The sequence below is a fragment of the Paenibacillus sp. F024 genome (assembly GCF_057814255.1).
On the sequence record NZ_JBVASZ010000005.1, the window covers coordinates 52,270 to 74,099 of the forward strand.

The 21,830-nt window shown below is 51.2% G+C and carries 28 protein-coding genes and 2 pseudogenes; 20 read left to right on the forward strand and 10 right to left on the reverse strand.

The genetic code is table 11. The annotated features are described in order from the left end of the window. Positions 1-6: 6 nt before the first annotated feature. The 4 genes from ACZYR9_RS07600 to ACZYR9_RS07615 form a co-directional block, all read right to left on the reverse strand. A complete protein-coding gene (locus ACZYR9_RS07600; protein ID WP_488977865.1) occupies positions 7-1,083 on the reverse strand; it encodes an ABC transporter permease in 1,077 nt (358 codons plus the stop codon). Continuing rightward, entirely contained in the window at positions 1,076-2,641 is a 1,566-nt protein-coding gene (locus ACZYR9_RS07605; protein ID WP_488977866.1) for an ABC transporter ATP-binding protein, read from the reverse strand. The genes ACZYR9_RS07600 and ACZYR9_RS07605 overlap by 8 nt, the downstream gene beginning before the upstream one ends. After that, positions 2,638-3,678 (reverse strand): BMP family ABC transporter substrate-binding protein, encoded by a 1,041-nt coding sequence (locus ACZYR9_RS07610; RefSeq protein WP_488977867.1) that lies wholly within the window; start codon positions 3,676-3,678, stop codon positions 2,638-2,640. Before ACZYR9_RS07610 ends, ACZYR9_RS07605 begins: the two co-directional genes overlap by 4 nt. A gap of 173 nt (positions 3,679-3,851) precedes the next feature. Further along, complete coding sequence (locus ACZYR9_RS07615; protein WP_488977868.1) at positions 3,852-4,340, reverse strand: Dps family protein; 489 nt, start codon at positions 4,338-4,340, stop codon at positions 3,852-3,854. 245 nt (positions 4,341-4,585) lie between these two features. Between ACZYR9_RS07615 and ACZYR9_RS07620 the strand changes: the two genes are divergently transcribed. The 6 genes from ACZYR9_RS07620 (at position 4,586) to ACZYR9_RS07645 (ending at position 8,306) form a co-directional block, all read left to right on the forward strand. After that, positions 4,586-5,047 (forward strand): DUF948 domain-containing protein, encoded by a 462-nt coding sequence (locus tag ACZYR9_RS07620; RefSeq protein ID WP_488977869.1) that lies wholly within the window; start codon positions 4,586-4,588, stop codon positions 5,045-5,047. 149 nt (positions 5,048-5,196) lie between these two features. Next, entirely contained in the window at positions 5,197-5,559 is a 363-nt protein-coding gene (locus tag ACZYR9_RS07625) for an STAS domain-containing protein (RefSeq protein ID WP_488978011.1), read from the forward strand. Positions 5,560-5,569: 10 nt separating this feature from the next. Continuing rightward, a complete protein-coding gene (gene rsbW / locus ACZYR9_RS07630) occupies positions 5,570-6,019 on the forward strand; it encodes an anti-sigma B factor RsbW (protein ID WP_488977870.1) in 450 nt (149 codons plus the stop codon). Next, positions 6,016-6,792, forward strand: a complete 777-nt coding sequence (locus ACZYR9_RS07635; protein ID WP_488977871.1) for a sigma-70 family RNA polymerase sigma factor — start codon at positions 6,016-6,018, stop codon at positions 6,790-6,792. The genes rsbW and ACZYR9_RS07635 overlap by 4 nt, the downstream gene beginning before the upstream one ends. A gap of 363 nt (positions 6,793-7,155) precedes the next feature. Next, positions 7,156-7,791 (forward strand): GntR family transcriptional regulator, encoded by a 636-nt coding sequence (locus ACZYR9_RS07640; protein ID WP_488977872.1) that lies wholly within the window; start codon positions 7,156-7,158, stop codon positions 7,789-7,791. 194 nt (positions 7,792-7,985) lie between these two features. Continuing rightward, the gene (locus ACZYR9_RS07645) at positions 7,986-8,306 is read left to right on the forward strand and encodes a hypothetical protein (RefSeq protein ID WP_488977873.1); all 321 of its coding nucleotides are present in this window, start codon (positions 7,986-7,988) and stop codon (positions 8,304-8,306) included. Between the two features lie 353 nt (positions 8,307-8,659). Here ACZYR9_RS07645 and ACZYR9_RS07650 read toward each other — a convergent pair whose 3' ends face one another. Both ACZYR9_RS07650 and ACZYR9_RS07655 read right to left on the reverse strand, forming a co-directional pair. Beyond that, positions 8,660-9,130, reverse strand: coding sequence for a YtxH domain-containing protein (locus ACZYR9_RS07650; protein WP_488977874.1), 471 nt, complete (start codon positions 9,128-9,130; stop codon positions 8,660-8,662). A 68-nt stretch (positions 9,131-9,198) separates the two neighbouring features. Then, positions 9,199-9,456, reverse strand: coding sequence for a GlsB/YeaQ/YmgE family stress response membrane protein (locus ACZYR9_RS07655; RefSeq protein WP_488977875.1), 258 nt, complete (start codon positions 9,454-9,456; stop codon positions 9,199-9,201). A gap of 401 nt (positions 9,457-9,857) precedes the next feature. Here ACZYR9_RS07655 and ACZYR9_RS07660 point away from each other — a divergent pair, with 401 nt between their 5' ends. Further along, a complete protein-coding gene (locus tag ACZYR9_RS07660; RefSeq protein ID WP_488977876.1) occupies positions 9,858-9,989 on the forward strand; it encodes a hypothetical protein in 132 nt (43 codons plus the stop codon). 31 nt (positions 9,990-10,020) lie between these two features. On the opposite strand, the gene ACZYR9_RS07665 is transcribed toward ACZYR9_RS07660, so the two are convergent. Together ACZYR9_RS07665 and ACZYR9_RS07670 are read right to left on the reverse strand one after the other, a co-directional pair. Further along, the gene (locus ACZYR9_RS07665) at positions 10,021-10,698 is read right to left on the reverse strand and encodes a DUF2306 domain-containing protein (protein ID WP_488978012.1); all 678 of its coding nucleotides are present in this window, start codon (positions 10,696-10,698) and stop codon (positions 10,021-10,023) included. Positions 10,699-10,900: 202 nt separating this feature from the next. Further along, the gene (locus ACZYR9_RS07670; protein WP_488977877.1) at positions 10,901-11,875 is read right to left on the reverse strand and encodes a helix-turn-helix domain-containing protein; all 975 of its coding nucleotides are present in this window, start codon (positions 11,873-11,875) and stop codon (positions 10,901-10,903) included. A gap of 234 nt (positions 11,876-12,109) precedes the next feature. On the opposite strand from ACZYR9_RS07670, the gene ACZYR9_RS07675 reads away from it, so the two are divergent. The 3 genes from ACZYR9_RS07675 (at position 12,110) to ACZYR9_RS07685 (ending at position 14,471) form a co-directional block, all read left to right on the forward strand. Further along, on the forward strand, positions 12,110-12,847 hold the full coding sequence (locus ACZYR9_RS07675; RefSeq protein WP_488977878.1) for a ThuA domain-containing protein: 738 nt from the start codon (positions 12,110-12,112) through the stop codon (positions 12,845-12,847). A gap of 398 nt (positions 12,848-13,245) precedes the next feature. Continuing rightward, the gene (gene gap / locus ACZYR9_RS07680) at positions 13,246-14,292 is read left to right on the forward strand and encodes a type I glyceraldehyde-3-phosphate dehydrogenase (protein WP_488977879.1); all 1,047 of its coding nucleotides are present in this window, start codon (positions 13,246-13,248) and stop codon (positions 14,290-14,292) included. Next, entirely contained in the window at positions 14,271-14,471 is a 201-nt protein-coding gene (locus tag ACZYR9_RS07685; RefSeq protein ID WP_488977880.1) for a GapA-binding peptide SR1P, read from the forward strand. Before gap ends, ACZYR9_RS07685 begins: the two co-directional genes overlap by 22 nt. Before the next feature lie 66 nt (positions 14,472-14,537). Here ACZYR9_RS07685 and ACZYR9_RS07690 read toward each other — a convergent pair. Beyond that, positions 14,538-14,687, reverse strand: a pseudogene (locus ACZYR9_RS07690) (WCX domain-containing protein); the annotation flags it as partial. A 20-nt stretch (positions 14,688-14,707) separates the two neighbouring features. On the opposite strand from ACZYR9_RS07690, the pseudogene ACZYR9_RS07695 reads away from it, so the two are divergent. Next, positions 14,708-14,812, forward strand: a pseudogene (locus ACZYR9_RS07695) (short-chain dehydrogenase); the annotation flags it as partial. Positions 14,813-14,916: 104 nt separating this feature from the next. On the opposite strand, the gene ACZYR9_RS07700 reads toward ACZYR9_RS07695, so the two are convergent. Continuing rightward, positions 14,917-15,447, reverse strand: coding sequence for a hypothetical protein (locus ACZYR9_RS07700; RefSeq protein ID WP_488977881.1), 531 nt, complete (start codon positions 15,445-15,447; stop codon positions 14,917-14,919). 278 nt (positions 15,448-15,725) lie between these two features. Between ACZYR9_RS07700 and ACZYR9_RS07705 the strand changes: the two genes are divergently transcribed. The 9 genes from ACZYR9_RS07705 (at position 15,726) to ACZYR9_RS07745 (ending at position 21,784) form a co-directional block, all read left to right on the forward strand. Beyond that, complete coding sequence (locus ACZYR9_RS07705; protein WP_010494821.1) at positions 15,726-16,016, forward strand: YerC/YecD family TrpR-related protein; 291 nt, start codon at positions 15,726-15,728, stop codon at positions 16,014-16,016. A gap of 240 nt (positions 16,017-16,256) precedes the next feature. Continuing rightward, positions 16,257-17,066, forward strand: coding sequence for a sirohydrochlorin chelatase (locus tag ACZYR9_RS07710; RefSeq protein WP_488977882.1), 810 nt, complete (start codon positions 16,257-16,259; stop codon positions 17,064-17,066). A gap of 9 nt (positions 17,067-17,075) precedes the next feature. After that, on the forward strand, positions 17,076-18,062 hold the full coding sequence (locus ACZYR9_RS07715) for a diacylglycerol kinase (protein WP_488977883.1): 987 nt from the start codon (positions 17,076-17,078) through the stop codon (positions 18,060-18,062). A gap of 103 nt (positions 18,063-18,165) precedes the next feature. Beyond that, the gene (gene rlmD, locus ACZYR9_RS07720) at positions 18,166-19,596 is read left to right on the forward strand and encodes a 23S rRNA (uracil(1939)-C(5))-methyltransferase RlmD (RefSeq protein ID WP_488977884.1); all 1,431 of its coding nucleotides are present in this window, start codon (positions 18,166-18,168) and stop codon (positions 19,594-19,596) included. A gap of 25 nt (positions 19,597-19,621) precedes the next feature. Further along, positions 19,622-19,801, forward strand: coding sequence for a DUF3934 family protein (locus ACZYR9_RS07725; protein ID WP_488977885.1), 180 nt, complete (start codon positions 19,622-19,624; stop codon positions 19,799-19,801). 21 nt (positions 19,802-19,822) lie between these two features. Next, positions 19,823-20,266, forward strand: coding sequence for a HEAT repeat domain-containing protein (locus ACZYR9_RS07730; RefSeq protein ID WP_488977886.1), 444 nt, complete (start codon positions 19,823-19,825; stop codon positions 20,264-20,266). 56 nt (positions 20,267-20,322) lie between these two features. Further along, positions 20,323-20,610, forward strand: a complete 288-nt coding sequence (locus ACZYR9_RS07735) for a hypothetical protein (protein ID WP_488977887.1) — start codon at positions 20,323-20,325, stop codon at positions 20,608-20,610. Positions 20,611-20,915: 305 nt separating this feature from the next. Further along, positions 20,916-21,323 (forward strand): WYL domain-containing protein, encoded by a 408-nt coding sequence (locus ACZYR9_RS07740; RefSeq protein ID WP_488977888.1) that lies wholly within the window; start codon positions 20,916-20,918, stop codon positions 21,321-21,323. A gap of 107 nt (positions 21,324-21,430) precedes the next feature. Then, positions 21,431-21,784: an HIRAN domain-containing protein gene (locus ACZYR9_RS07745; RefSeq protein WP_488977889.1), complete on the forward strand. Its 354-nt coding sequence runs from the start codon at positions 21,431-21,433 to the stop codon at positions 21,782-21,784. Positions 21,785-21,830: the final 46 nt, after the last annotated feature.

A 21,830-nucleotide genomic window follows, 5' to 3' on the forward strand; every position in this document is an offset into this window, starting at 1 on the left:
GACCGGTCAAGTCACCTCCCCTGAGCTGCGTTTGTTTCGCAGCGGCTTAAGCACTGCACGGATCAAGCCGTGCGATGCCACAAAGAAAATGACGGTTCCGATAATGACGCGAATAATTTCGGGCGGCACATCCGCGCCGAAGCTCATTCCTGCGGAACCGTATGTGAGCGATCCGAATAATACGGCGGCCAGCACGACGCCGAGCGGATGATTCCCGCCCAGCAGCGCAACGGCAATACCGTCAAAGCCGTAGCCGGGAGACGCGGCTGCAATGACTTGATAATGGAAGACGCCAAGAATTTCAAACACACCGGCAAGTCCTGCGAACAGTCCCCCGATGAACATGGCTTTGACCGTATTCGCATTTACGCTCATACCGGCATACTCCGCAGCATAAGGGCTGTGACCTACGGCGCGGAGCTCGTAGCCCTGGCGCGTTTTCCACAGAATGACATAGAACGCTGCCGCAGCCAGCACGGCGATCGGGATGCCCCAATGAAGCCGGGCATTGCCGAACATTTCGCTTAAGGTACGCAGGCTGACCACAGCCGACTCCCGGATCAGGTAGGAGCGCTGCTGGCCGGGCTGCAGTAAATACCGGCTAACCATATAGTTGGCCAGATACAATGCTATCCAGTTCAGCATAATCGTAGTGATGACTTCATTGACCCCGCGCCGGGCCTTCAAGTAACCTGCTATGCCTCCCCATAGTCCTCCAAGCAACGCTCCTGTCAGAACAGCGAGCGGCGCATGGATCCAAAACGGCAGATCCAGCTTCACTCCAATCACAGTCGCGCCCGTCATCCCCATGATGAATTGGCCCTCTCCGCCGATATTGAACAAGCCGGTGCGAAACGCGAAGGCCACCGACAGGCCGGTGAGGATGAGAGGAGCAATTTCGCGAACGGTCTCACCGATGCTGTAAGGATCGCCAATCACTTTTTCTACAAGCGAAGAATAAGCGATGACCGGATTATATCCCCCGGCGAGCATGATCAAAGCGCCGACAAGCAGCCCGAGAACGATAGCGGCAAGGGGAACGAGCGCCGAGTCTTTGGTCATCACGCGAATGACATTAGCCACACCCTTCACCTCCGGAAGATGGTGCGGCCGCTCTATCGGAAATGGTGCGGCCGGATCCGGACATCATAAGCCCGAGTTCCCGGTCGGACGTTTGTCCGGGGTCCGCCTCGCCGACGATGCGGCCTTCATAAATGACCGCGATGCGGTCGGATAATGCGAGAATTTCCTCCAGCTCCAGTGAAATGAGAAGCACGGCCTTGCCCCGCTCCCGCTGCTCCAGCAGCCGCTTGTGGATAAATTCGATTGCTCCCACATCCAGTCCGCGTGCAGGCTGGGCGGCGATCAGCAGCTCGGGGTTCAGATCGATCTCGCGGGCGATAATGGCCTTTTGCTGGTTGCCTCCCGACAGCGCCCTTGCCGGCGTATGCAGGCCTGGCGTTCGCACGTCGAACTCTTCAATTAAACGCTGAGCATGTTGATCGATCGCTCTGTAGTCGAGAAAGCCGCCGCGATGATAAGCGGAGGTATAGTACGTCTTCAGCACCAGGTTTTCACTCATGGAAAAATCGAGCACCAGCCCCCGTTTATGCCGGTCTTCGGGAATATGAGCCAGTCCGCTTTCCGAGATCTGCCGGGGCGTCCGATTCGTGATATCCCTGTCTTTGAGCAATATACGTCCGCTTGCCGCCCGGCGCAGCCCGGACAGCACGTCAATCAGCTCGCTTTGTCCGTTGCCGTCTACACCGGCAAGTCCCAGAATTTCACCGGCGCGTACCTCGAAGGACAGACCATTGAGCACAGGCAGGCCGTTTGAGCCGAGGGCGGTAACATCCTGTACGGACAGCACCGGTTTACCCGGCGCCGCCGCTTTTTTGTCCGGCCGGAAGGAGACCTGGCGTCCTACCATTTTGGCCGCGAGCTCGTCCGGATTGGTTTTTTTTACGTGAAGCGTGTCTATGACTTTGCCTCGACGGATGACCGTCACACGGTCTGCGATCGTCATAATTTCCTTAAGCTTGTGCGTGATGAGAATGATGGACTTGCCCTCCTCCACCAGCCTGAGCATGATTTCCATCAGCTCTTGAATTTCCTGCGGGGTCAGCACGGCGGTTGGTTCGTCAAAGATCAGGATCTCGGCCCCGCGGTACAGGGTTTTAACAATTTCTACACGCTGCTGCATGCCCACGGAAATATCCTGCACGCGCGCCCTGGGTTCGATTCGCAGACCATACCGTTCGGACAGCCTGGCAACTTCTTGTTCCGCTTTAGTGTAATGAATCCCGAGCCGCTGCTTCGGTTCGGAGCCGAGAATGATATTTTCCGTTACGGTAAAAGGCTGAACGAGCTTGAAATGCTGGTGTACCATGCCCAGACCGAGGCGGATCGCCGTCTTTGGATTGGCGATGGTTACGCGTTCCCCGTTTATTGCAATCTCTCCCTCGTCAGGCTGATAAAGTCCGAACAAGATGTTCATCAGCGTCGATTTTCCGGCACCGTTTTCTCCAAGCAGCGCAAGGATTTCTCCTTGACGAAGCGTAAGGCTGATCCCGTCGTTGGCTACAATGCCCGGAAAGCGCTTGGTGATGCCGCGCATCTCCACTTTGACGGGCTGGCTCATGCTTCAGGCACCCGGATCTCGCCGTTGATGATTTTTTGTTTGTACTCATCCACCTTTTTGAGCACATCCTCAGGCACGTTCTTGCTTGATGTTTCCGGGAGGCCTACACCGTCGTCCTTCAGCCCGAGCCGGATCGTTTTACCGCCTTCGAATTTGCCGTCGATCAAATCCTTAGAAACCCGATAAACGGCATGATCGACCCGCTTGACCATGGAGGTCAGTGTGACATCATCGCCGAAGATGGCGGACTGGTCCTGGTCCACGCCGATGACCCATACCTTCTGTCCGTTCTTTACGCGGTCCTTGGCTTCGTTGAATACCCCGTTGCCTGTAGCCCCCGAGGCGTGGAAGATGATGTCGGCTCCGTCATTATAAAGAGTGGCTGCCGCTGCTTTGCCCAGGTCGGGCTTGTCGAATACGCCGGTATAGTTGATCGTTACTTTGGCATTTGGATTGACCGTACTTACACCGGCTTTGAAGCCGGCTTCAAAGCGCTTGATCACCGGAAGCTCCATGCCGCCGACAAAGCCGACCTTGTTCGATTTGGTCATCAGCCCGGCCACCACACCTACCAAGTAGGAACCTTCATTCTCAGAGAACGTCACCGAAACGACATTCGGGGCGTCAACGGTGTTATCGATGATGCCCAGATGGGCGTTCGGATTTTGTGCCGCTACGGTTTTCATGGCTTCTCCGATGATAGCCCCGATTCCCCAGGTCAGGTTAAAATTATTTTTGACCATTTGATTCAGGTTAGGCAAATACTCGGAATCGCTTTTGCTTTGCAAATATTTCACCTTTGCTCCCGTATCCTTCTCCAGCTTCTGCAGTCCTGCCCATGCGCTTTGGTTGAAGGAATTGTCGTTTACACCACCGACATCGGTGACCATTCCGATATTAAAATTGGCTCCGCCGGCGGCAGGAGCGTTCCCGGCCGCAGCTCCTTCATTCGACGGCGCGGGCTTTTGGCCGCATCCGGCGACTGTTGGCAGAGCGATTAGCATGATCACCAGGCAAAATGATATCCATTTTTTCATGTTGACGTGTCCTCCTCGCATGGATTCCATGGGTTGTCTTTCCAGTCGAGGATAGTATTCTCCAAATAGGGATTCCTTATGACATCACCTTAAACTGAAAACAAAGAACCCGTACCTCGGTTTGCGCCGCAGTACGGGTTCTTTGGTCTCTATTCATATCAGACGGTTCATCCTTATTTGCCTAAATACGCCTTCATCATCCATACGTGCTTTTGCAGCTTGGTACGGAGTTCATTCAGCATATCGTGAGTACCTTCGTCGCCTTCTTTTTCTGCCGCCTCCATGGCCTCTCCGGTTTCCTCGATCATCATCGAGAAATCGTCGCACAAGCTTTGCACCATGTCATCCGCCGATTTGAGCGGGGCGTGCTCTTTGATGGTTGCAAGCTCCGCAAATTCTTTGGTTGTGGATACCGGAGCGCCTCCTAAAGCAAGAAGCCGCTCGGCAAGCTCATCCATATTCAGTGCCGCTTCATTATACAGCTCCTCGAATTTGAGATGAAGGCTGTAAAACTGGGGCCCCTTTACGAACCAGTGATGCTGGTGGATTTTTATATCAAGAACCGCCCAGTTGGCAACCTGTTGATTGAGTAAAGCCTGCAGGTCCTTGCCTTTCTTTGCTTGCTTCGTTTCCTTCGCTTCTCTTTCCATCACCTTAGCCATAAGACATTACCTCCCGGATTCTTGGATATACTCGTGTGTTTTACGGACAAGCCAGGTTCTCATACCCGAAATGCCCGGTGATGTTAGGAGCCTTGATAGGCTTCCATTGTATGTTTTCTTAACCCGCAGGTCGTCATATGAAACAAGGTGTTTGGCCGGTGAAGCTGCTGTTTCAACTATGGAGGCGCGGGGTAAAAATACTCAAATTCACGATAAAAAAATGATGGTTGGAGAGGAAGATGATCATGGACAATGTAGTGATTACGATTAGTATAGCCGCGGCGGCGGCTGCTTTTGTGGCATTGGTAATTTTTATTATCATGACCCTGCGTAACGTGTCGGAGGTGCTTGTTCAGACGAATACAACGATCCGGGAAATTCAGGGGCAAATCAAAGGTATCAGTACGGAAGCTGCTGAACTGCTTCGACATACGAATGAAGTAACGGTTGATGTTCGGAACAAGCTGCATTCCATTGATCCGGTTGTATATTCGGTGAAAAATATAGGGGATGCCGTGCAGGAGGTTACGTCCACCTTGAAGCAGGCCTCAGCTACGGTAGCTGACAAGATTGAGACGAAGGTCGTAAAAGAAAATCCGTTAAACAATGATTCGGTCGTCCGGATCATGCAGGCTGTACCCGCTGCCATTGAGCTGTGGAATTCGCTTAGGAATCGCAAGAAAAAACTCTCGCCTCAGCAGAGCTAGTTGCCAAGCTCGCGGCGTTTTCGAATGTTAACATTTTCAGCATGGGAAGACTGTTTCATCCAAAGGGGTTTAGGGTAAGTACATTAAGATAAAGAGGGTGCGGCTTGTAGAGACAACGAGCCGCAGCCGAGGGAGGACTTTTATTGATGCTGAACAGGCCGCAATCTTTTCAAGTGGATATACAAAAAACGGATCAGGCAAATACCGTATTTTTGCAGGGGGAGCTGGATTTATCCAAGGTGGCGGAGCTGCGTTCCGCACTGGATTCGTTTATCGCCGATACCCATCGAAAGCTGATTTTGAATCTGAATCAGCTGCAATATATTGACAGCACGGGTATCGGTGTGATTGTATCGGTATTAAAAGCGCGGAATGTTCTCAATGCGCCATTCAAGGTAGAAGATATTCCGCAAAAAATTCAAAGATTATTCGATTTGACGGGGATTAGTCCGTTCTTGCAAACGGATGAAAGATTCTCCGCAAACAAGGACAGTAACGATCTGAATGAATAGGAGCGAACATATGAAACTTGAATCTCATGTTGTCTCTTTAACCTTACCCGCTGAGGCCGAATTCATTGACTTGGTACGCCTGACGCTCTACGGGATCAGTTCCAAATTAGGATTCAGCTATGAAGAAATTGAGGATATGAAGGTGGCTGTGGCTGAAGCTTGCAACAATGCGGTAGTGCATGCCTACGAGCCCGGAAACGCAGGGCAAATGGAGGTGCGTTTTGAACGCATCGATGACGGGTTACGCATCATTGTCAAGGATCAGGGTCCAAGCTTTGACTATAAGGAAAAAGCGGGCCGGGCCGAGTCTTTGCATGAAAAAACGTTGAATGAAATTAACGTAGGAGGGCTGGGCATTTATTTGATGCAGGCGCTGATGGATGAAGTAGAGGTGATCACCGGCGCCGGTACCGAGGTCATCTTAACCAAGCGAGTCTCCAGAAGCGAGGAAATGGTATGAAAATGAATTCGGAGCGATTTGCAAATGCGAGCGCTGAGGAACTGATTGTAATTTATCAACAAACCGGTTGTAATGATACGGCAACGGTCCTGCTTCAGGAGTACGAACCGATGGTCAAAATGGCAGCTGGGAAAATGTCGCGCAATCGCCCCGATCTGTTTGAAGACCTCTATCAAGTGGGGCAAATGTCCGTGCTTAAGCTGCTGAAGCAGTTTGATTTAACATTAGGCGTTCAGTTCGAGGCCTATATGATGAAAAGCGTTATCGGACATATGAAAAATTATTTGCGTGACAAATCCTGGTATGTACAAGTGCCCAGACGCATTAAGGAAAAAGGAAATCAAATCCAGCAAGTGATCGATAAGCTTACGGTACGTCTCGAGCGTTCTCCTAACGTGGATGAAATCGCCGCAGAAATGGAGCTGTCCGTAGAGGAAACGATTGAAATTCTAGCAGGACGCGATTACTATCACTATGTATCGCTGGATACACCTTTATCGAGTGACGATAGCGGTTCCACGATCGGCGATGTCATCGGAAGCCCGAGCGAGGCCTATCTGCGGGTGGAGAATCGACTGGCGCTTCAGGAAGCGCTGGTGCGTTTGAAGCCGGAGGAACAAAAGGTGCTGCAGCTGGCTTACGTAGAAGGGCAATCGCAGCGAACCATTGCGGCGCAGCTTGGCGTCTCTCAGATGAGCGTCTCCCGCATCCAAAAGCGTGCATTGGACAAGCTGAGAAACTACTTTGAAGAGACTGATAGCGGCAGCAAATAAATGCGTCCTTTTCCCGGGGACGCATTTATTATGATCATATTCCCCGGCAAAGCCCTCCGACTCCCAATTCGGCAGTGAAAGGCTCAACATTCCGCTTTCTCTTATGAAAGAATAACTTCGACCCGGTTTATTTCAAGTTGGTCAAGAGATTCCTTCGGAGCATCCGTGTTGGTGATTAAAACATCCATCTCATGGATCCCGCAGAACGTCAGCCATGAAAAAAAGGCTGAGAGCTTCGGCCGCTGAGTAGATTTTACTCAAGGCATAAATCACTTGACTGAATGTTGAATGTTTTGTAACAATGTATATATATTGTATATATATTGTATATAAAACTTCAAATCTAAGTTAAGAGGTAAGCTAATGGAGAATGTACCATTAAAAGAAAAAGCCTATCGCGAGATTCGCAGCCTGATTTTAAAAGGTGAATTAAAGCAAGGTGAATTTTTAACAGAGCGTGAACTTGTAGAACGTTTGCAGATGAGCAGAACGCCTGTTCGCTCCGCAATAGAACGTTTAGAAATTGAAGGCTTTATCAATAATTCCCCCAACAAGGGTCCGATCGTCGCCGAAATATCATTAAAAAGAGCCGTAGACATTTATGAGGTCCGGATTGCTTTAGAATCCCGCATTATGAAGAAGCTGGCCTCCATTAAACTGGAAGATGAACAAATTGAACTGCTGCAGAACAATCTGAGGGAACAGCAAAAGCATCTGGAAGAAAAGAACTATGTTGAATTCACTGCCAAGGATGCAGAGTTCCACCAGGAGCTGGTCAGGATCTACAACAATATTGAAATGATTCAAATTATGAGTCAGATTCAAGATAAGCTTCAAATTTTGGCGCTTAAAGTATTTCGTAAAGACTCCGAGAGGCTCCAGCGCTATTATGACGACCATGTCAAACTGCTGGAGCTGATTATGCAGGGTGAAGGAGATCAGGCGGCGGAGCTCATGACCCAGCATTTGGAGACGGGAAAAGAGATACTCATATCCTAGCTTTATTCTAATTGCAGGTCAATCCGGCTTCCTGACCATTCCATCGAAGTGTCCCTTCAGTTAAGAGCATCCTGCGCCAATAGTGTTTATGTCATTTCGTCTCGTTTTAGCATTCACGTTTTATCTGCCCAGGGAGAGGGTAATAGTAATTAAGCAGTACATCAATTATCCCTTTAAATAAGGCGGTGGATGTCATGACAGTGAAGCATACCATCAAATGTCACGGAAGTGAAGTGTTGGTTCGCGAAGCAGAGGCAGGCCAATATCAACTATCGATTCAGGCAACGACCAATCCGCTGGGTTTCGGAAAAGTGCTAGAAACATTCTCAGATATAGAAACGGCGATCAAAGCGGCGGAGCTGTTCTGCAGCCTTCTGTCCGAAGTGAAAGAGGAGGGTTACCATCTGGAGAACGGCCATTTCGTTAAAGAGGGCCGGGACAGCATTTCGGTAGCGGACCGCTTGCGCGAATTGATGTCAAAGGAAGGCTGGAAGGAGCTCACGAACCGGGAATAAGCTTCCCGGTTTTTTTATTATGATAACGATAACCTGCCTCTAAATCGCGTTCAACCCTCCATGAATGGTCTCGTTAGAAGTTTTCTTATAGAAGTATTACAGTAGAGACTCAATATCTGAATGGAGACTGCTGTTAAGCTGAAAAGCAGCGCCTCGGAAGGAACGGCAGTATGGGGTGTTTTTCTGCGTACCGGTTTTAAGCCCAGAGAACATGAAGACAGCTTTAAAACATATCATCTAATGGAGGCTAAACGGTCAGGTATGTGTAAATGGCGGATTCGACTTGAAGTCACAATAGGCATACAAAGCTAAAGCCCGGCTCTCTGGTAAGAACCGGGCTATACTGCGAGCTATTAAGGGCTCGTTGTCTTATTTGATGTATTCGCCGTTTGAGTTGTTTGATTGGACGTCTGCCCAGATGGATTCAGGGTGTCGCGGGACGTGTCCGATGATGCCTTGTCCACCGAGTCCTGCGCCTTGGATATCATCTCATGGGAAGAGCTGGCGGCACGATCCAGCGCTTGATGTGACGCATCGGCTGCGCGGTTGGTCACCTCATGGGCCTTCTCTACCAGCTGGGTGCTCTGCTCTTGGACCTTTTGGGCGGTTTCCGCAGCTTTTTCCTTGCAGGTTGCCATCCAATCAGCGCCCTTGGTCTGCACGGTATTCAGCACATCCATAAGGTCGCTGCGCAGCTCGCGTCCGGATTTTGGCGCCATGATCAGGGCGATGAGCGCACCTGCGGCGGCGCCGACTACTGTTCCAAGGAGCAGATTATTGCTGCCCCTCGTTTCCATATTCGTATTCGTATTGGCTGTATTCATCGTTTCTCACTCCTCCAATTCCATTCATCTAATGGTAAGTGGCCGCTCGAAGGCGGCCAGCTTTCGCTTTAAGCGGTGCGTTTGAAGCCTTTTGCCAAGAGACCGAGCAGGAAGACGAACAACGCCGCGCCGATAATGGCTGGAACGATGGCAAAACCACCGATGACAGGCCCCCAAGAGCCAAGCAGCAGAGTACCGATCCAAGCTCCGACAAATCCGGCGATCATGGCCCCGATAATTCCCCCGGGCATTGCTCCTGGTGCAATAGCGGAGCCGATAGCCCCGATAATTATCGCCATTATAATCGTAATAATTAAGCTTAACATCTTCTTCACGCTCCTTATATGGTTTGTCTTGCTTGTTTCTTCTTACCCTGGACAACCGAAAGTGAAACCCGCAATTTTTTTTCGCGAGGAGGAGACCTTTCCCTCACCGGCGGTATGGACAAGAACGCCATTCTGTCGGAGATGATGCCGGCCTACGGCGAGGACGTGTGGAACTATGTCTTTTTCCTCACGCGCCAAACGGTGCTGGCGGATGATATCAAGCAAGACGAATTTGTTAAAGTCTATGAAGCCCGTACATCGCAGGGCGATCTTCCCTCTTGTTTATCAGGTATAGAGCGGCATGAGGGGGGAAATACGGGTGTGCTTTACAGGCTGAGGCGTTGTCTTCGCCGTTGTCGATGGAGACTGCGCCGCCGGCGTTTCAGGAGGCCTTCTGCTCCTTGGCCGCCCAGAAGACCCAAGCCGTGCCGGGCGGAAGGACGACGCTGGATGAAGCGTTGAAGCAGCTGCAAGAACAAGCGAAAAGTGCAGCACGGCCCCTGCAGATAGGGGCCGGTTCGCAAGCCAAGTAATTTATTGTCGAAGCGTAAGCGTTCATAGCTCTCACTTTGCGAATTTTTTACGGTAATGATGATTCATGGAAATAATGACGGGAACGAGCACGAGGGTCGGCAGAAACCATACGATCGGAGATACCTTGCTGAGGTTCAGCAGCCGGGGCGCGCCGAAAACCGTAAATGCGGTAATGGTCGCGATGCAGCAGCCCATCATGTTGCTGATATGCTCGAACCACCATTGCATCCGATGCTTCGGACGGCGCAGCCAATAGGCCAGCTGGGTCGTCCCCAAGAAGATGCCGACAATCGGGAAATAAGCAAGCAGAGGAAAGTCCAAATAAAAACCATAGGCGCTGATCCCTATGCCGGAAAATAATAAGGCGGCAGGGGGAGCGATTTCGAGCGGATGCCGGTGGACGTCTGCTTTTCGTTTGAATCGGAGCACCCGCAGTCCATGCCAGGCGGTAACCGCACTGAGGATGGCGATGAAGATCAAAAACCAGGCGTAAGCGATCGATTCCGTATTCCGCTGCGGATCAAAGGCGATATCCCATACGCCCATATACCACGCGGTGACCGATACCAGCCCCATCGCAGCGACATAAATCCAGCCGAACCGGACATGCGCCTTGCCGCCTTTTGCGGTGACGATCGGCAACCAGAAGATGGCCAGTGCCGTAAAGCCGGCAATCACATGCAGGATCTTAAACACGGTGAATAGCATCACGGTAAGTCACTCCGTTTCATAAGTCCAAATTGGATGAAATTAGTATACAGCAATCCGCTGAAGGCGTCATGCGAAATCATTCGGCTTATGGAAGGCGGGCCGCTTGTTGAAGCGATCGCAAAGCGGATCGGATGGCAACGCCGGATCTTTTAATCCTAAAATGAAGAAGATCGGCTCCCAGGAAGGGAACCGATCTTCTTTAATAGACTTGGACGGGGCCTCCGGTGGTGCTGCCGAGGCCTGCGCCGCCGCGCATGCGCTGCTTGAACTCCTTCGGGGAGCAGTGGTTGTGGCGCTTGAACAGCTTGTAAAACTGCGCCATGTTGGGGATCCCGACCTCAAAGGCGACCTCCATGATGCTGAGATCGCGTGTGAGCAGCAGACGCTCGGCTTTTTTGACGCGCTTATAGTTGACGTAATCGACGAAGGACAGCCCCATCGCCTTTTTGAAATATTTGATGAAATAATGATAGCTCAGGTTCAGCAGGCTGCACACATCCTCGACCGCGATCTTCTCGACGAGATGGCGGTCGACATAATCGAGCGCCGGCCGCAGACGGATCACGTCACTTTCATCGGAGCCGCGGAGCATACCTCGGGTATCGCTGCGCATCATCAGGAGCATCAGCCGCTTGATGGCGGAGCTGATGGCCATCTCGTAACCCCGCTGCCGGATTTGGGATTCGTTGAAAATGTCCGTAATCAAGGCGAACGCCTCTTGACGGGCCGTTTCATTTTCCTGAAAAATATAATTGAGCGTTCCCAGCGGCTGCGTCAGCTCCGAGAAGCAGTGCAAATAAGGCATCGTGCTTTGGTCGAAATGCTGGGACAAATCCACCTGAAATACGACATAACGAAGCTCTTCGGAGCTGTTCTTATGCGTACGGTGCGGTTGTGAAGACCCCAGAAGAAGCACGTCCCCAGGGCCGAGAAGATCATAATCGTTCTTGGTTTGAATGCCAAGATGCCCCTCCGTCACCGCAAGAAATTCCACTTCTTTATGATAATGCCAAGGCCACGTCTCCGGGATGCCGAAGTAGGGGGAGTTGACTTGAATTTCCCATATTTTCAAGAAGAGCAGGGGATTCTGGTATATGACTTCCTCGTTGATCGCATCGATGTTTAGAGCTTCCCAGTTCATAATTTCCGTACTCAGTCCGACGGCAGCTTCCATGAGACCGAACGTGCACCTCTCTCTTTCCATACATTGGATATATCATTTTTGGATATTTTTTGAATTGCTGCGGACTTATGCCCTACAGCCTCCTCATCAACTATTAGTATAGCACGAAACAAAGCTTAATGGCACTTTTGCATAAGGATGAAGCAGGATCGAGCATATCTTTCGCGCTATTGATTCACTATACTGGATAGTAATGAAGCATACTAAATTGGGGGGGACACTGCCATGGGTCAAAAGCTTAGAGTTACCGTTTGGAACGAATTCCGTCATGAATTGGAGAATGAAAACGTGCGCGCGGTCTATCCGCAGGGCATTCATAAGGCGATCGGCGAAGGTCTGGGAACCGATGTTGAAGTCTCATACGCAACGCTGGATGAGCCGGAGCATGGCTTGACCGAGGAGAAGCTGAACAACACCGACGTTCTGATTTGGTGGGGACACAAAGCTCACGGCGATGTGCAAGACGCCATTGTCGAGCGCGTCCATCAGCGGGTACTGCACGGCATGGGACTGATCGTGCTGCATTCGGGCCACTTCTCCAAAGTGTTCAAAAAGCTGATGGGCACTTCCTGCGATCTCAAGTGGCGCGAGGCCGGCGAGAAAGAGCGCATTTGGGTCGTGGCTCCGGGACACCCGATCGCAGAAGGCATCGGTGAATATTTTGAGCTGCCGGAGGAGGAAATGTACGGGGAGCACTTCGACATCCCACAGCCTGACGAACTGATCATGATAAGCTGGTTCGAAGGCGGCGAGGTATTCCGCAGCGGCTGCACGTATTCCCGCGGCCAAGGCAAAATTTTCTACTTCCGTCCGGGTCACGAAACGTATCCGACCTACTTCAACGAGCAGGTGCGCCGCGTCATCCGCAACGGCGTGCAGTGGGCTGCGCCGTCGACCCGCGAATATCCGAAATACGGCAACCACAAGCCATTGGAGGCTATTAAAGAAAAATCCCCGGTTTAATGTACGGGATGAAAAGGGCCCGGGGGAAATACTGCCTACTATATCTCCCCGAGCAAGGAAACACAGCTTTATATCATTACTCGTTAGAAGGTAATGCCCGTTAAGGAGCATCCGGCCGGATGCTTCTGACGGGTTTTTTTGCTTTATATATCGATAGAAAGAATCGTATTCCCCCGCCGGTGCTCGAAGAGAAGCTCGAGGTTGCGTAATATAAATATAACATACTGATTGTTTAATCATTGTATCAGTATGCATTTTTTGTTGATCAAATTGGGCGGATACAAGGATTTAGTTGCGTCATATAATCTTAGTCAATTTATATATTGTGTCTTATTTAATTATATGGTATATATTATATACAGGAATGAAAAACGATAAATGACACTGGAGGGAATGGCATGGCAGGGACGTTAGGGATTAGTGGGGTGGGACGTATCGGCAGGCTATTGATCAGACGCGCTTTTGAGCTAAGTGAAGACGGCATGGGGCTGAGAGCGATCAATTCCGTGTACCCGGCCGGTACCATTGCTCATCTGTTAAAATATGACACTGTGCATGGAACGTGGAAAGCGGATGTGCGTGAGGAAGGCGAAGACCTGATCATTAACGGCCGCCGCGTACGGATTGTGTCCGAACGCGACCCTGGAGCGATTCCTTGGAAAGAGCTCGGAGTAGACGTAGCTATCGATGCAACCGGTAAATTCAACAATAGAGAAGGCGCCACGATGCATTTGAACGCCGGCGCACGCAAGGTCATCATTACCGCGCCGGGCAAACAGATGGACTTGACCGTTGTCGTGGGTGTCAACGACGATAAGTACGATGCCGGCAAGCATACGCTGCTGTCCGCCGCATCCTGCACGACCAACTGTGTGGCGCCTGTGCTGCATGTGCTGGACTCGGCGTTTCAGGTCAAAAGCGGGTGGATGACAACGATTCATTCATATACGAACGACCAGAAGCATATGGATAATCCGCATAAAGATTTGCGCCGGGCCCGCGCCTGCACGCAGTCGATCATCCCGACCAGCACGGGCGTCGGTAAAGCGCTTGTGGATGTGCTTCCACATCTGGCTCCACTGGTTAACGGCATTGCGGTCCGTGTTCCGACACCGGATGTATCGCTGGTCGATCTTACGGTGCAGGTCAGCCGTCCGGTTGATGTTCAAGAGGTTCAAAAGGCGTTCCGTGCAGCGTCCGAAGGCACGATGGCGCCGATTCTCGGATACAGCGATGCGCCGCTTGTTTCCTCCGATTTTATCGGATGCGACAAGTCCGCCGTCATTGACGGTGAATCGATCATGACGGCATTTGATCAGGTTAAAGTGCTAGCATGGTACGACAATGAATGGGGCTATGCCAGCCGCGTAATGGATTTGGCTTCTACTGTTTCTAAATCTATGAATAAGGAGCGTGTTGAGTCGTGGAAAGAAGCTTTGGTGTAAACGAGATGCATCTGGGTACGATTCTTTGCAAGCATTGCCATCAAATCATAGGTACACAAGAAACACGTAAAGTCACGGTGTATTACAGTGTTTGTTCTTCCGACAATTGTTTGAACCGGGGAATGACTTCGCCCGATTCGCAGCCGATTGCTCCTATAGTGAATACAGCCATTATATAATCATCATCTACAGGCCGATATCTGCGCCGGAGGAGAAGCTCTTTCTTCCGGCATGGATATCGGCCTTTATTCGTATAAGCCGATAATTTCTTTGGCTAGAGCTTGAATATCCTTTTGCAGCTCCTGCGGTTCCAGTACTTTCATTGGCAGTCCAAAGCCGGTAACCCGGCCGTAGGCATATTCAAAGGTCTGCAGGTCGGCCTTCAATTCGGTCCAAGCCGGGTCGTCCGATCAGATTTGGCGTAACGGAAGGGAATTGGCGGGATGCAAAGAAGAGTGAACCGCACTTTATTATGCCGGAGACTCCGTACTTTGTCGGACGGGCGGCTGCGGCGTTGGCGGGAGCAGGGAGACGATAAGGCTAGGCTTGTCTTCTTTGCCCGTCACAGAAAGAAGACCGGATGTTACCGTGCATGCACGGTTAAGCATCCGGTTTTCGCGTTTTTCAGCGGATACGCTGCCTGCGGCCGCGTGCGGAGCCTTTGCGGTTACGTCTTCTTCTGCGTCTTGGAGTAACACTGCCGCTGCTTAGACTATTTGACTTTTTCTTCCCGAACATGCCCAGCAGCAGCTTGAGCATGGGTGCCGCCTGATTGACGCTTTGCACCATTTTTTGCATTTTTCCAACCGTATCCAGAATACCTTCAATGCCGCCCAGCCGATCCACCACGTTTTTCAGCTGACCGATGTTAAAGCTGCTGCCGGTCCCTGAAGCGCCGCCGCCTCCTCCGCCGAACAATGAAGCGAGGCCGCTCCCGGAAGCAGGCTCGGGCGATGCGGACGGTGCCGACACGGGAAAGGGGCTTTCACCGCCTAATCCCGGGAAACCGGAATACCCTGTATAATTCGGAAAGCTCCCGGGGAAATCGGCCCCCTGCGTCAAGCTTTGCGTGTATATGGGAGGAGAGGCGCGATGCTGCGGATACGCATAGGGGGTTATACCCCGGTTTTCAACGCCTTGTCTTAAATAACCCATGGCTTCACAACCTTTTTTTTCATAGTTATGTTGCACAAATATCCGGCGGACTTTTACCTAACGACAATTTCCTAGTATACTGTATGTGATAGGCGGATGGATGGATTGGACTCCTGTCACGTTCCGGCTGATTTTTGCCTATCGGCAGTTTAGTCCACTACCGCATAAAAATAGTAACGTTTTGCTAATCTAAAGAGGATTTCGTTCCCTGCACGTCGAATACAAGGTTAAGAGTTCGCAGGAATTTGAAGCAGACCATCAAGGGGTTGAATAATACCATGCAATTAAAAAAATTGAACGATAAAGCGATCGATCAGCTGTTTGAGGCGATTTTGACACTTAAGGATATAGAAGAATGCTATGTGTTTTTTGACGATTTGTGCACGGTCAACGAGATCCAATCGTTGTCCCAGCGGCTGGAAGTGGCACGGATGCTGCGCAAAGGCAACACCTATAACCAGATTGAAGCCGAGACCGGGGCGAGCACGGCGACCATTTCCCGGGTGAAGAGATGTTTGAACTACGGCAATGACGGTTACAAAATGACGCTGGAGCGTCTCGGGCGCTAATCCGGAGGGAGACCTTCCGCTGCTCTTTTACTTCATGTAGGCAAAGGAAGGATTCACGCTGGGAATTTGGACTGCCGTACGGAGTTTATGGGCTCCAAGTTGAACGAATGAGCGCAGGAATCCTTCTCGCCTGATGGGCTGAGCAGGATTTTTCTTGTTATTGAAAAGATGCGTATAGGCGAGTACCGGGGGCAATGCAGGCGGAATGTGCGTATCTTTTTTGGCAAGGAGGGATAGGGTTTGGTAAAATACGGGATATTAGTCATTAGTCACGGTTCCCGCAGCGAGGACTGGGTTCGTCTTGTAGACGAAGCGGTGGAGGCTGTCCGCGTGCCTGAGAGCGTACCGGTATACTCCTCCTTTCTGGAAATTGTAGAAGGGCGGCTGATCCAGGACGGGATCACGTACCTGGAGTCGCTCGGCGTTACGGATATTATCGCGGTTCCTTTATTTGTATCCTCCGGAAGTACACATATCGATGAAATCAGCTATGCGTTCGGGGTCAAAGACAAGCCGCTGCTGCCGACGGACATGAGGCCGTTTGCGGTTCGGGCACGGATCCGCTTTACATCGCCGATTGACGACGATCCGATCATAGCGGAGATCCTCTATTCCAAGATCAGGGCGTTATCGTCCGACCCGAAAAAAGAGATCGTCCTGCTTGTGGGACATGGAAGCATTGAGAAAGGGTTCCATCTTCTGTGGCGCAAAGGACTGGAGAAGCTGGCGATGCGGCTGAGGGTGTTAGGAGGCTTTGATGAAGCCGATGTGGCGATGCTGCTCCCGGATCAAATTCCGCGTAAAATGAACCACTGGCTGCGTTATAGGCCTCAGCATACGGTCATTGTAGCGCCGCTTTTTCTAAGCGAGGGTTATTTTACCGGACAGGTTATTCCCGAACGATTGGGCGGTTATGAATATAGGTATAACGGGGAGGCACTGCTGCCGCATACGGGGATCTCGAGATGGATCGAGCGGCAGACAGAGCCTTATATACAGGGTAAAGCATTAGGCGACTCTGTACGGTTTGATTCTGAAGTAAACAGGTGAGAGAGAGCTATGGCAGGACAGACCAAAAGGGCAAGACTCATATATAATCCATCCTCAGGCCGTGAGGAAATCAAGAAGCGGCTGCCGGATATTCTGCAGCGGCTGGAACGAGGCGGGCTGGAAACCAGCACCCATGCCACGACCGGGGAAGGTGATGCGACGCTGGCGGCGGCCGATGCGGTCGAACGGGGCTTCGATATCATCATCGCGGCAGGCGGGGACGGCACGCTGTACGAGGTCATTAACGGGATCGCGGAGAAGGACTACCGGCCTCAGCTGGGGATTTTGCCGCTGGGGACAACGAACGATTTTGCCCGGGCATTGAACATTCCGCGCAGCTGGGAGGGTGCGGTGGACGTTATCCTGCGCAATCACACGCGCGTGATCGACGTGGGCAAGGTGAATCAGCGTTATTTCATCAACATTGCCGGCGGAGGGTCGTTAACCGAGCTGACCTATGAGGTGCCAAGCAAGCTGAAGACGATGATCGGCCAATTGGCCTATTATATGAAGGGACTCGAGAAGCTGCCGCGGCTGCGGCCGATCGAGCTGCACATCAAGACGTCGGAGGTCGAGCTGCACGAGGAAGTGATGCTGTTCCTGATCTCCAACAGCAACTCCGTCGGCGGGTTCGAGCGCCTCGCGCCGGACGCGTCGCTCAGCGACGGCTTGTTCGACGTGCTGATCCTGCGTAAATGCAATCTCGCGGAGTTCATCCGCATCGTCTCTCTGGCGCTGCGCGGCGAGCATACGAGCGATCCGCATGTGATTTATTTGCAGACGCGGCAAATTCAAGTTACGTCGCCGGACTACGTGCAGATGAACCTTGACGGAGAATTTGGCGGCACCCTGCCGTGTGTGTTTACCAATCTGCCGCAGCACCTGCACATCTTTGTAGATGAGACGGGACAGTCCACCTATAAGACGAATCCGCTGCAGATCAAGCTGCCTTGGAAGCAGAAGTCCGGAACGGATGGGCATAAAGAGGAAGACTAATAGCCTACGCGGTATTGTGTTGGACTTTGGCCGGTGCTGCCGGTTTGATGGTCAAGATGGTTGTAGGCAGGCATGATAGAAGAAACGGATTAGTGAGGTTACCATGAGAAGGAAGAACAACCAACGCCGGGAGCAGCCTATTGAAGGTGTTCCGGTGGAAAAGAACGGAGAATACACTGCCGACGTCATCGGGATTGGACATGATGGAGAAGGGGTGGGCCGTGTGGACGGTTTTACCCTTTTTATTCATGGCGCACTGCCGGGTGAACGGGTACGGGTTAAGGTGCTGAAGGTTAAGAAGCAGTACGGCTACGCGAAGCTGCTCGAGATCCTGGAGGCCAGTCCCGACCGTGTAGATGCGCCGTGCCCGATCTACAAGCAGTGCGGCGGCTGCCAGCTGCAGCACTTAAGCTATGAGGCGCAGATGCGCTGGAAACGTCAGCTTGTGATCGACAACCTGACGCGGATCGGCAAGCTGCAGGTGGCGGGGGAGCAGGAAGAGGGCATGGTCGTCAGGCCCACCCTCGGCATGTCCGATCCTTGGCGCTACCGCAATAAAGCGCAGGTGCCTATCGGATTAGGCAGCATGGAGGGCGGCCTGGTCGGCGGCTTCTACGCCCAAGGCAGCCACCGCATCATCGACATGGAGGCTTGCCTCATCCAGCACGAGAACAATGATTCGGTGGTCGCCGCCGTCAAACGCATCGCCCGCCAGCTCGGCATCCGGCCTTACGACGAGGAAAGCGGCAAAGGCCTGCTGCGCCATGTCATCGCCCGCTACGGCTTTAACACGGGCGAGATCATGGTCGTATTGGTGACCAACGGCAGGGACATCAGCCGCGCGGACGAGCTCATCGGCTTGATCCGAGAGGAAATCCCGGACATCCGCAGCATTTGCCAGAATGTGAACGCGGAGCGGACGAACGTGATTTTCGGTGACGAGACCAAGGTACTGTGGGGCAGCGATGTGATCTACGATACGATCGGCGATGTGCGCTTCGCCATCTCCGCCCGTTCGTTCTACCAGGTTAATCCGGTGCAGACGGAAGTGCTGTACGGGAAAGCCCTGGAGTACGCGCAGCTAAACGGCGAGGAAGTCGTCATCGACGCCTACTGCGGCATCGGCACGATTTCGCTCTTCTTGGCGCAGCGCGCCGGCAAGGTGTACGGCGTCGAGATCGTCCCCGAGGCGATCGAGGACGCGCGGCGCAACGCGCTGCTAAACGACGTGCGCAATGCCGAGTTCGCCGTTGGCGCGGCCGAGGTCGTCATCCCCGCGTGGAAGCAGCGGGGCGTGACGCCCGACGTCATCGTCGTCGACCCGCCGCGCAAAGGCTGTGACGCCGCCCTGCTGGAGACGATCGTGGCGATGCGCCCCGAGCGCGTGGTGTACGTATCGTGCAATCCTTCGACGCTGGCGCGCGACCTGCGCGTGCTGGAGGATGGAGGCTATCGTACGGTGGAGGTGCAGCCGGTGGATATGTTTCCCCACACGGTGCACGTGGAATCCGTTGCGCTGCTAGTTAGAGGTTAAGTATAAATTATAATGGAGTGATGTTTTGAGTAAAGCAAAAGGCAAGGGCGGAACAGGCAGGGGAACAGACAAAAAGGGCTGGAACCGATGGCAAGCTAGTGCCAACAGAGCAAAAAGTGCTCCAAAACCGTATAAAAGCAAGGGTACTAAAAATAAGGATGGCACTTCTTCAGCTTCCAATAATCCAAAAGGCGACAAATCATAATAGAGAACGGGATGGGATCACTTGAGTAAAAATGAAATAAACAATGAATTGCCTTCAAATTATGAGCAATTAAAAATCTCCGCCAATCGAACGTCCAATTGGAGAGAACGTCTGGATGCTGTGGAAGAGCTAGGCCGGTGGAACAACCAAAAAACCATTGATGTACTCATGCATAGAATGAATAACGATGTCGTATATAAAATTCAAGAGGCTGCTTTCCATAAGCTCAAACAATTCGGCGAAGATGTTCAACTCCCGCCAAGGAAAAAAGGCGAATTGATTAAAGGAGCTGCTAAAATCCTGGTAAGAATTAAGAAAAGCTTGCCGGAAGGTCATTCCTTTGAAGAGTTTAAAGAGAAGTTAAAGAAGATGAGACTCGATGTATATGATACCTATGAAGGTGAAAAGGGCGCTGACTTCGACCAGTGGCTTGAAGCCACGTGGGCTTCGTTATCAACAAGGTAGGCTGGAATGATTAAAACAAATATTAGGGATGTGATCATCTGAGAAGGCAAAAACCAATGCCGTTTGACGAGCTGCTGAAGGAATTGCAAGGCCAGAAAACGATCCAAGAAGATCCGAATCATATTTCATTAGACAAGTTGTTTAATGAATCGTTCATGAGTAACCATTCCAGCTTTAAGAGCTTCGGAGAGTTTTTAGAGAAAGGCAATTTTCAAGCCGAGACCCATGGAGATATCAACAACATTCATGACGAGCTTTTTGATCGGCATGTGGCAAGGGAGACGGATTTCGCCGATTGGAAATCCATGCTGGATACAGCGACTAAGGAATACGAGGGTAAATAATGAGTATTGCAGCTAAGCTAAGGCGGCCGTTTCTGGACTGACCTTAGCTTAGGCTATATTAAGGGGGTTATTTTGCTGAATTGGTGCATGTGGAGTCGCTTGAATTTTTTTGTCCGGCGTCCGCGACGCTAATGTGAGTAACGTGTGTTAATGCCATTGTGGAGCAAAAGACGAGCGATACCGTTTACCATACCCAATACCGGAATGAAACGACGGAACGGAAAATGGCCCCTTATTATCTCGTTCCGCGTGACCAGCGATTTTACTGGACATTTCGAATTAGCCGGTTTCAAAAGGTGGAGATTATGGATCAGCCTTTCGATAAAGGTGATTTTAATATGAAGCAATACTTAAAAAATCCGTGGTTCGTTGATCGCGGAGAAAAGAATATTACGTTCGATGTCCGGTTTAATGCCGAAGTTGCCCGCTGCATCAAGGAAGAAGAGCTGTTTGTACATCCACGAATGAAGAATGAGAAGGATGGCGGCCTTATCTTTGAAGTAACGGTTAACAACGAAAAAGAGTTTCTAAAATGGGTTTTGCAATATGGGGCTTCTGCAGAGATACCTGAGCCTAAGGGTTCGGGATTCGCTCAAGAACCAAGAAGCCATACGCAAATCGGTAAATACGGTTTACATTTACGGATGAATTGCACATGCCCTTTCGAGCTAGACAACACTATAGATTACAATGAATTGAGGTGCCTCGCGTAATCACAGCGGGGTATTTCGTTTTATAGAACGTATATTCGCTGACATCCAGCTGTCCATACGCAGGTTTAAAATAGGGATAGTCTTAGGAAGAGTGAGGTGCGGTGCATATGGAACTTCCAGTTTACGTCGCGATAACGGGCATGGCTCATTATTATGGAACGAGTTTCTTGAAGCCGGGGCAGCTCGTACATCTCCTTAAGGACCCGGATAATTCATACGATCAGGAAGCTATTAAGGCTGAGATCCCTCCAATCGGCAAAATCGGTTATGTTGCTAATAGTACACATACAGTACCCAAAGGATGTAGAAGTGCGGGACGAATCTATGATTCATTTGAGCATCGAGTCAGCGGAATCGTTCGTTTTGTGATAAAGGATACGGCTATTGTCGAATTAACTCCTAATATTGAGGAAGTTTATGTCATAAAGCTTATGGAGAATGCATCGTTCCCATTAAGATAGACCAAAGTCCTCCTCTATCCGGTTACTGGAAGGAATGGAGATGGTT

What these genes read in the sequence shown, in the direction of transcription:
- ACZYR9_RS07675 (WP_488977878.1), top strand. Translation starts at nt 12,110, where the DNA reads ATGGGTCAAAAGCTTAGAGTTACCGTTTGGAACGAATTCCGTCATGAA.
- ACZYR9_RS07610 (WP_488977867.1), bottom strand. Translation starts at nt 3,678, where the DNA reads ATGAAAAAATGGATATCATTTTGCCTGGTGATCATGCTAATCGCTCTG.
- ACZYR9_RS07740 (WP_488977888.1), top strand. Translation starts at nt 20,916, where the DNA reads ATGGATCAGCCTTTCGATAAAGGTGATTTTAATATGAAGCAATACTTA.
- ACZYR9_RS07705 (WP_010494821.1), top strand. Translation starts at nt 15,726, where the DNA reads ATGCAATTAAAAAAATTGAACGATAAAGCGATCGATCAGCTGTTTGAG.
- ACZYR9_RS07655 (WP_488977875.1), bottom strand. Translation starts at nt 9,456, where the DNA reads ATGTTAAGCTTAATTATTACGATTATAATGGCGATAATTATCGGGGCT.
- gap (WP_488977879.1), top strand. Translation starts at nt 13,246, where the DNA reads ATGGCAGGGACGTTAGGGATTAGTGGGGTGGGACGTATCGGCAGGCTA.
- ACZYR9_RS07615 (WP_488977868.1), bottom strand. Translation starts at nt 4,340, where the DNA reads ATGGCTAAGGTGATGGAAAGAGAAGCGAAGGAAACGAAGCAAGCAAAG.
- ACZYR9_RS07665 (WP_488978012.1), bottom strand. Translation starts at nt 10,698, where the DNA reads ATGCTATTCACCGTGTTTAAGATCCTGCATGTGATTGCCGGCTTTACG.
- rlmD (WP_488977884.1), top strand. Translation starts at nt 18,166, where the DNA reads ATGAGAAGGAAGAACAACCAACGCCGGGAGCAGCCTATTGAAGGTGTT.
- ACZYR9_RS07635 (WP_488977871.1), top strand. Translation starts at nt 6,016, where the DNA reads ATGAAAATGAATTCGGAGCGATTTGCAAATGCGAGCGCTGAGGAACTG.
- ACZYR9_RS07645 (WP_488977873.1), top strand. Translation starts at nt 7,986, where the DNA reads ATGACAGTGAAGCATACCATCAAATGTCACGGAAGTGAAGTGTTGGTT.
- ACZYR9_RS07605 (WP_488977866.1), bottom strand. Translation starts at nt 2,641, where the DNA reads ATGAGCCAGCCCGTCAAAGTGGAGATGCGCGGCATCACCAAGCGCTTT.
- ACZYR9_RS07700 (WP_488977881.1), bottom strand. Translation starts at nt 15,447, where the DNA reads ATGGGTTATTTAAGACAAGGCGTTGAAAACCGGGGTATAACCCCCTAT.
- ACZYR9_RS07650 (WP_488977874.1), bottom strand. Translation starts at nt 9,130, where the DNA reads ATGAATACAGCCAATACGAATACGAATATGGAAACGAGGGGCAGCAAT.
- ACZYR9_RS07640 (WP_488977872.1), top strand. Translation starts at nt 7,156, where the DNA reads ATGGAGAATGTACCATTAAAAGAAAAAGCCTATCGCGAGATTCGCAGC.
- rsbW (WP_488977870.1), top strand. Translation starts at nt 5,570, where the DNA reads ATGAAACTTGAATCTCATGTTGTCTCTTTAACCTTACCCGCTGAGGCC.
- ACZYR9_RS07670 (WP_488977877.1), bottom strand. Translation starts at nt 11,875, where the DNA reads ATGGAAGCTGCCGTCGGACTGAGTACGGAAATTATGAACTGGGAAGCT.
- ACZYR9_RS07735 (WP_488977887.1), top strand. Translation starts at nt 20,323, where the DNA reads ATGCCGTTTGACGAGCTGCTGAAGGAATTGCAAGGCCAGAAAACGATC.
- ACZYR9_RS07715 (WP_488977883.1), top strand. Translation starts at nt 17,076, where the DNA reads ATGGCAGGACAGACCAAAAGGGCAAGACTCATATATAATCCATCCTCA.
- ACZYR9_RS07745 (WP_488977889.1), top strand. Translation starts at nt 21,431, where the DNA reads ATGGAACTTCCAGTTTACGTCGCGATAACGGGCATGGCTCATTATTAT.
- ACZYR9_RS07620 (WP_488977869.1), top strand. Translation starts at nt 4,586, where the DNA reads ATGGACAATGTAGTGATTACGATTAGTATAGCCGCGGCGGCGGCTGCT.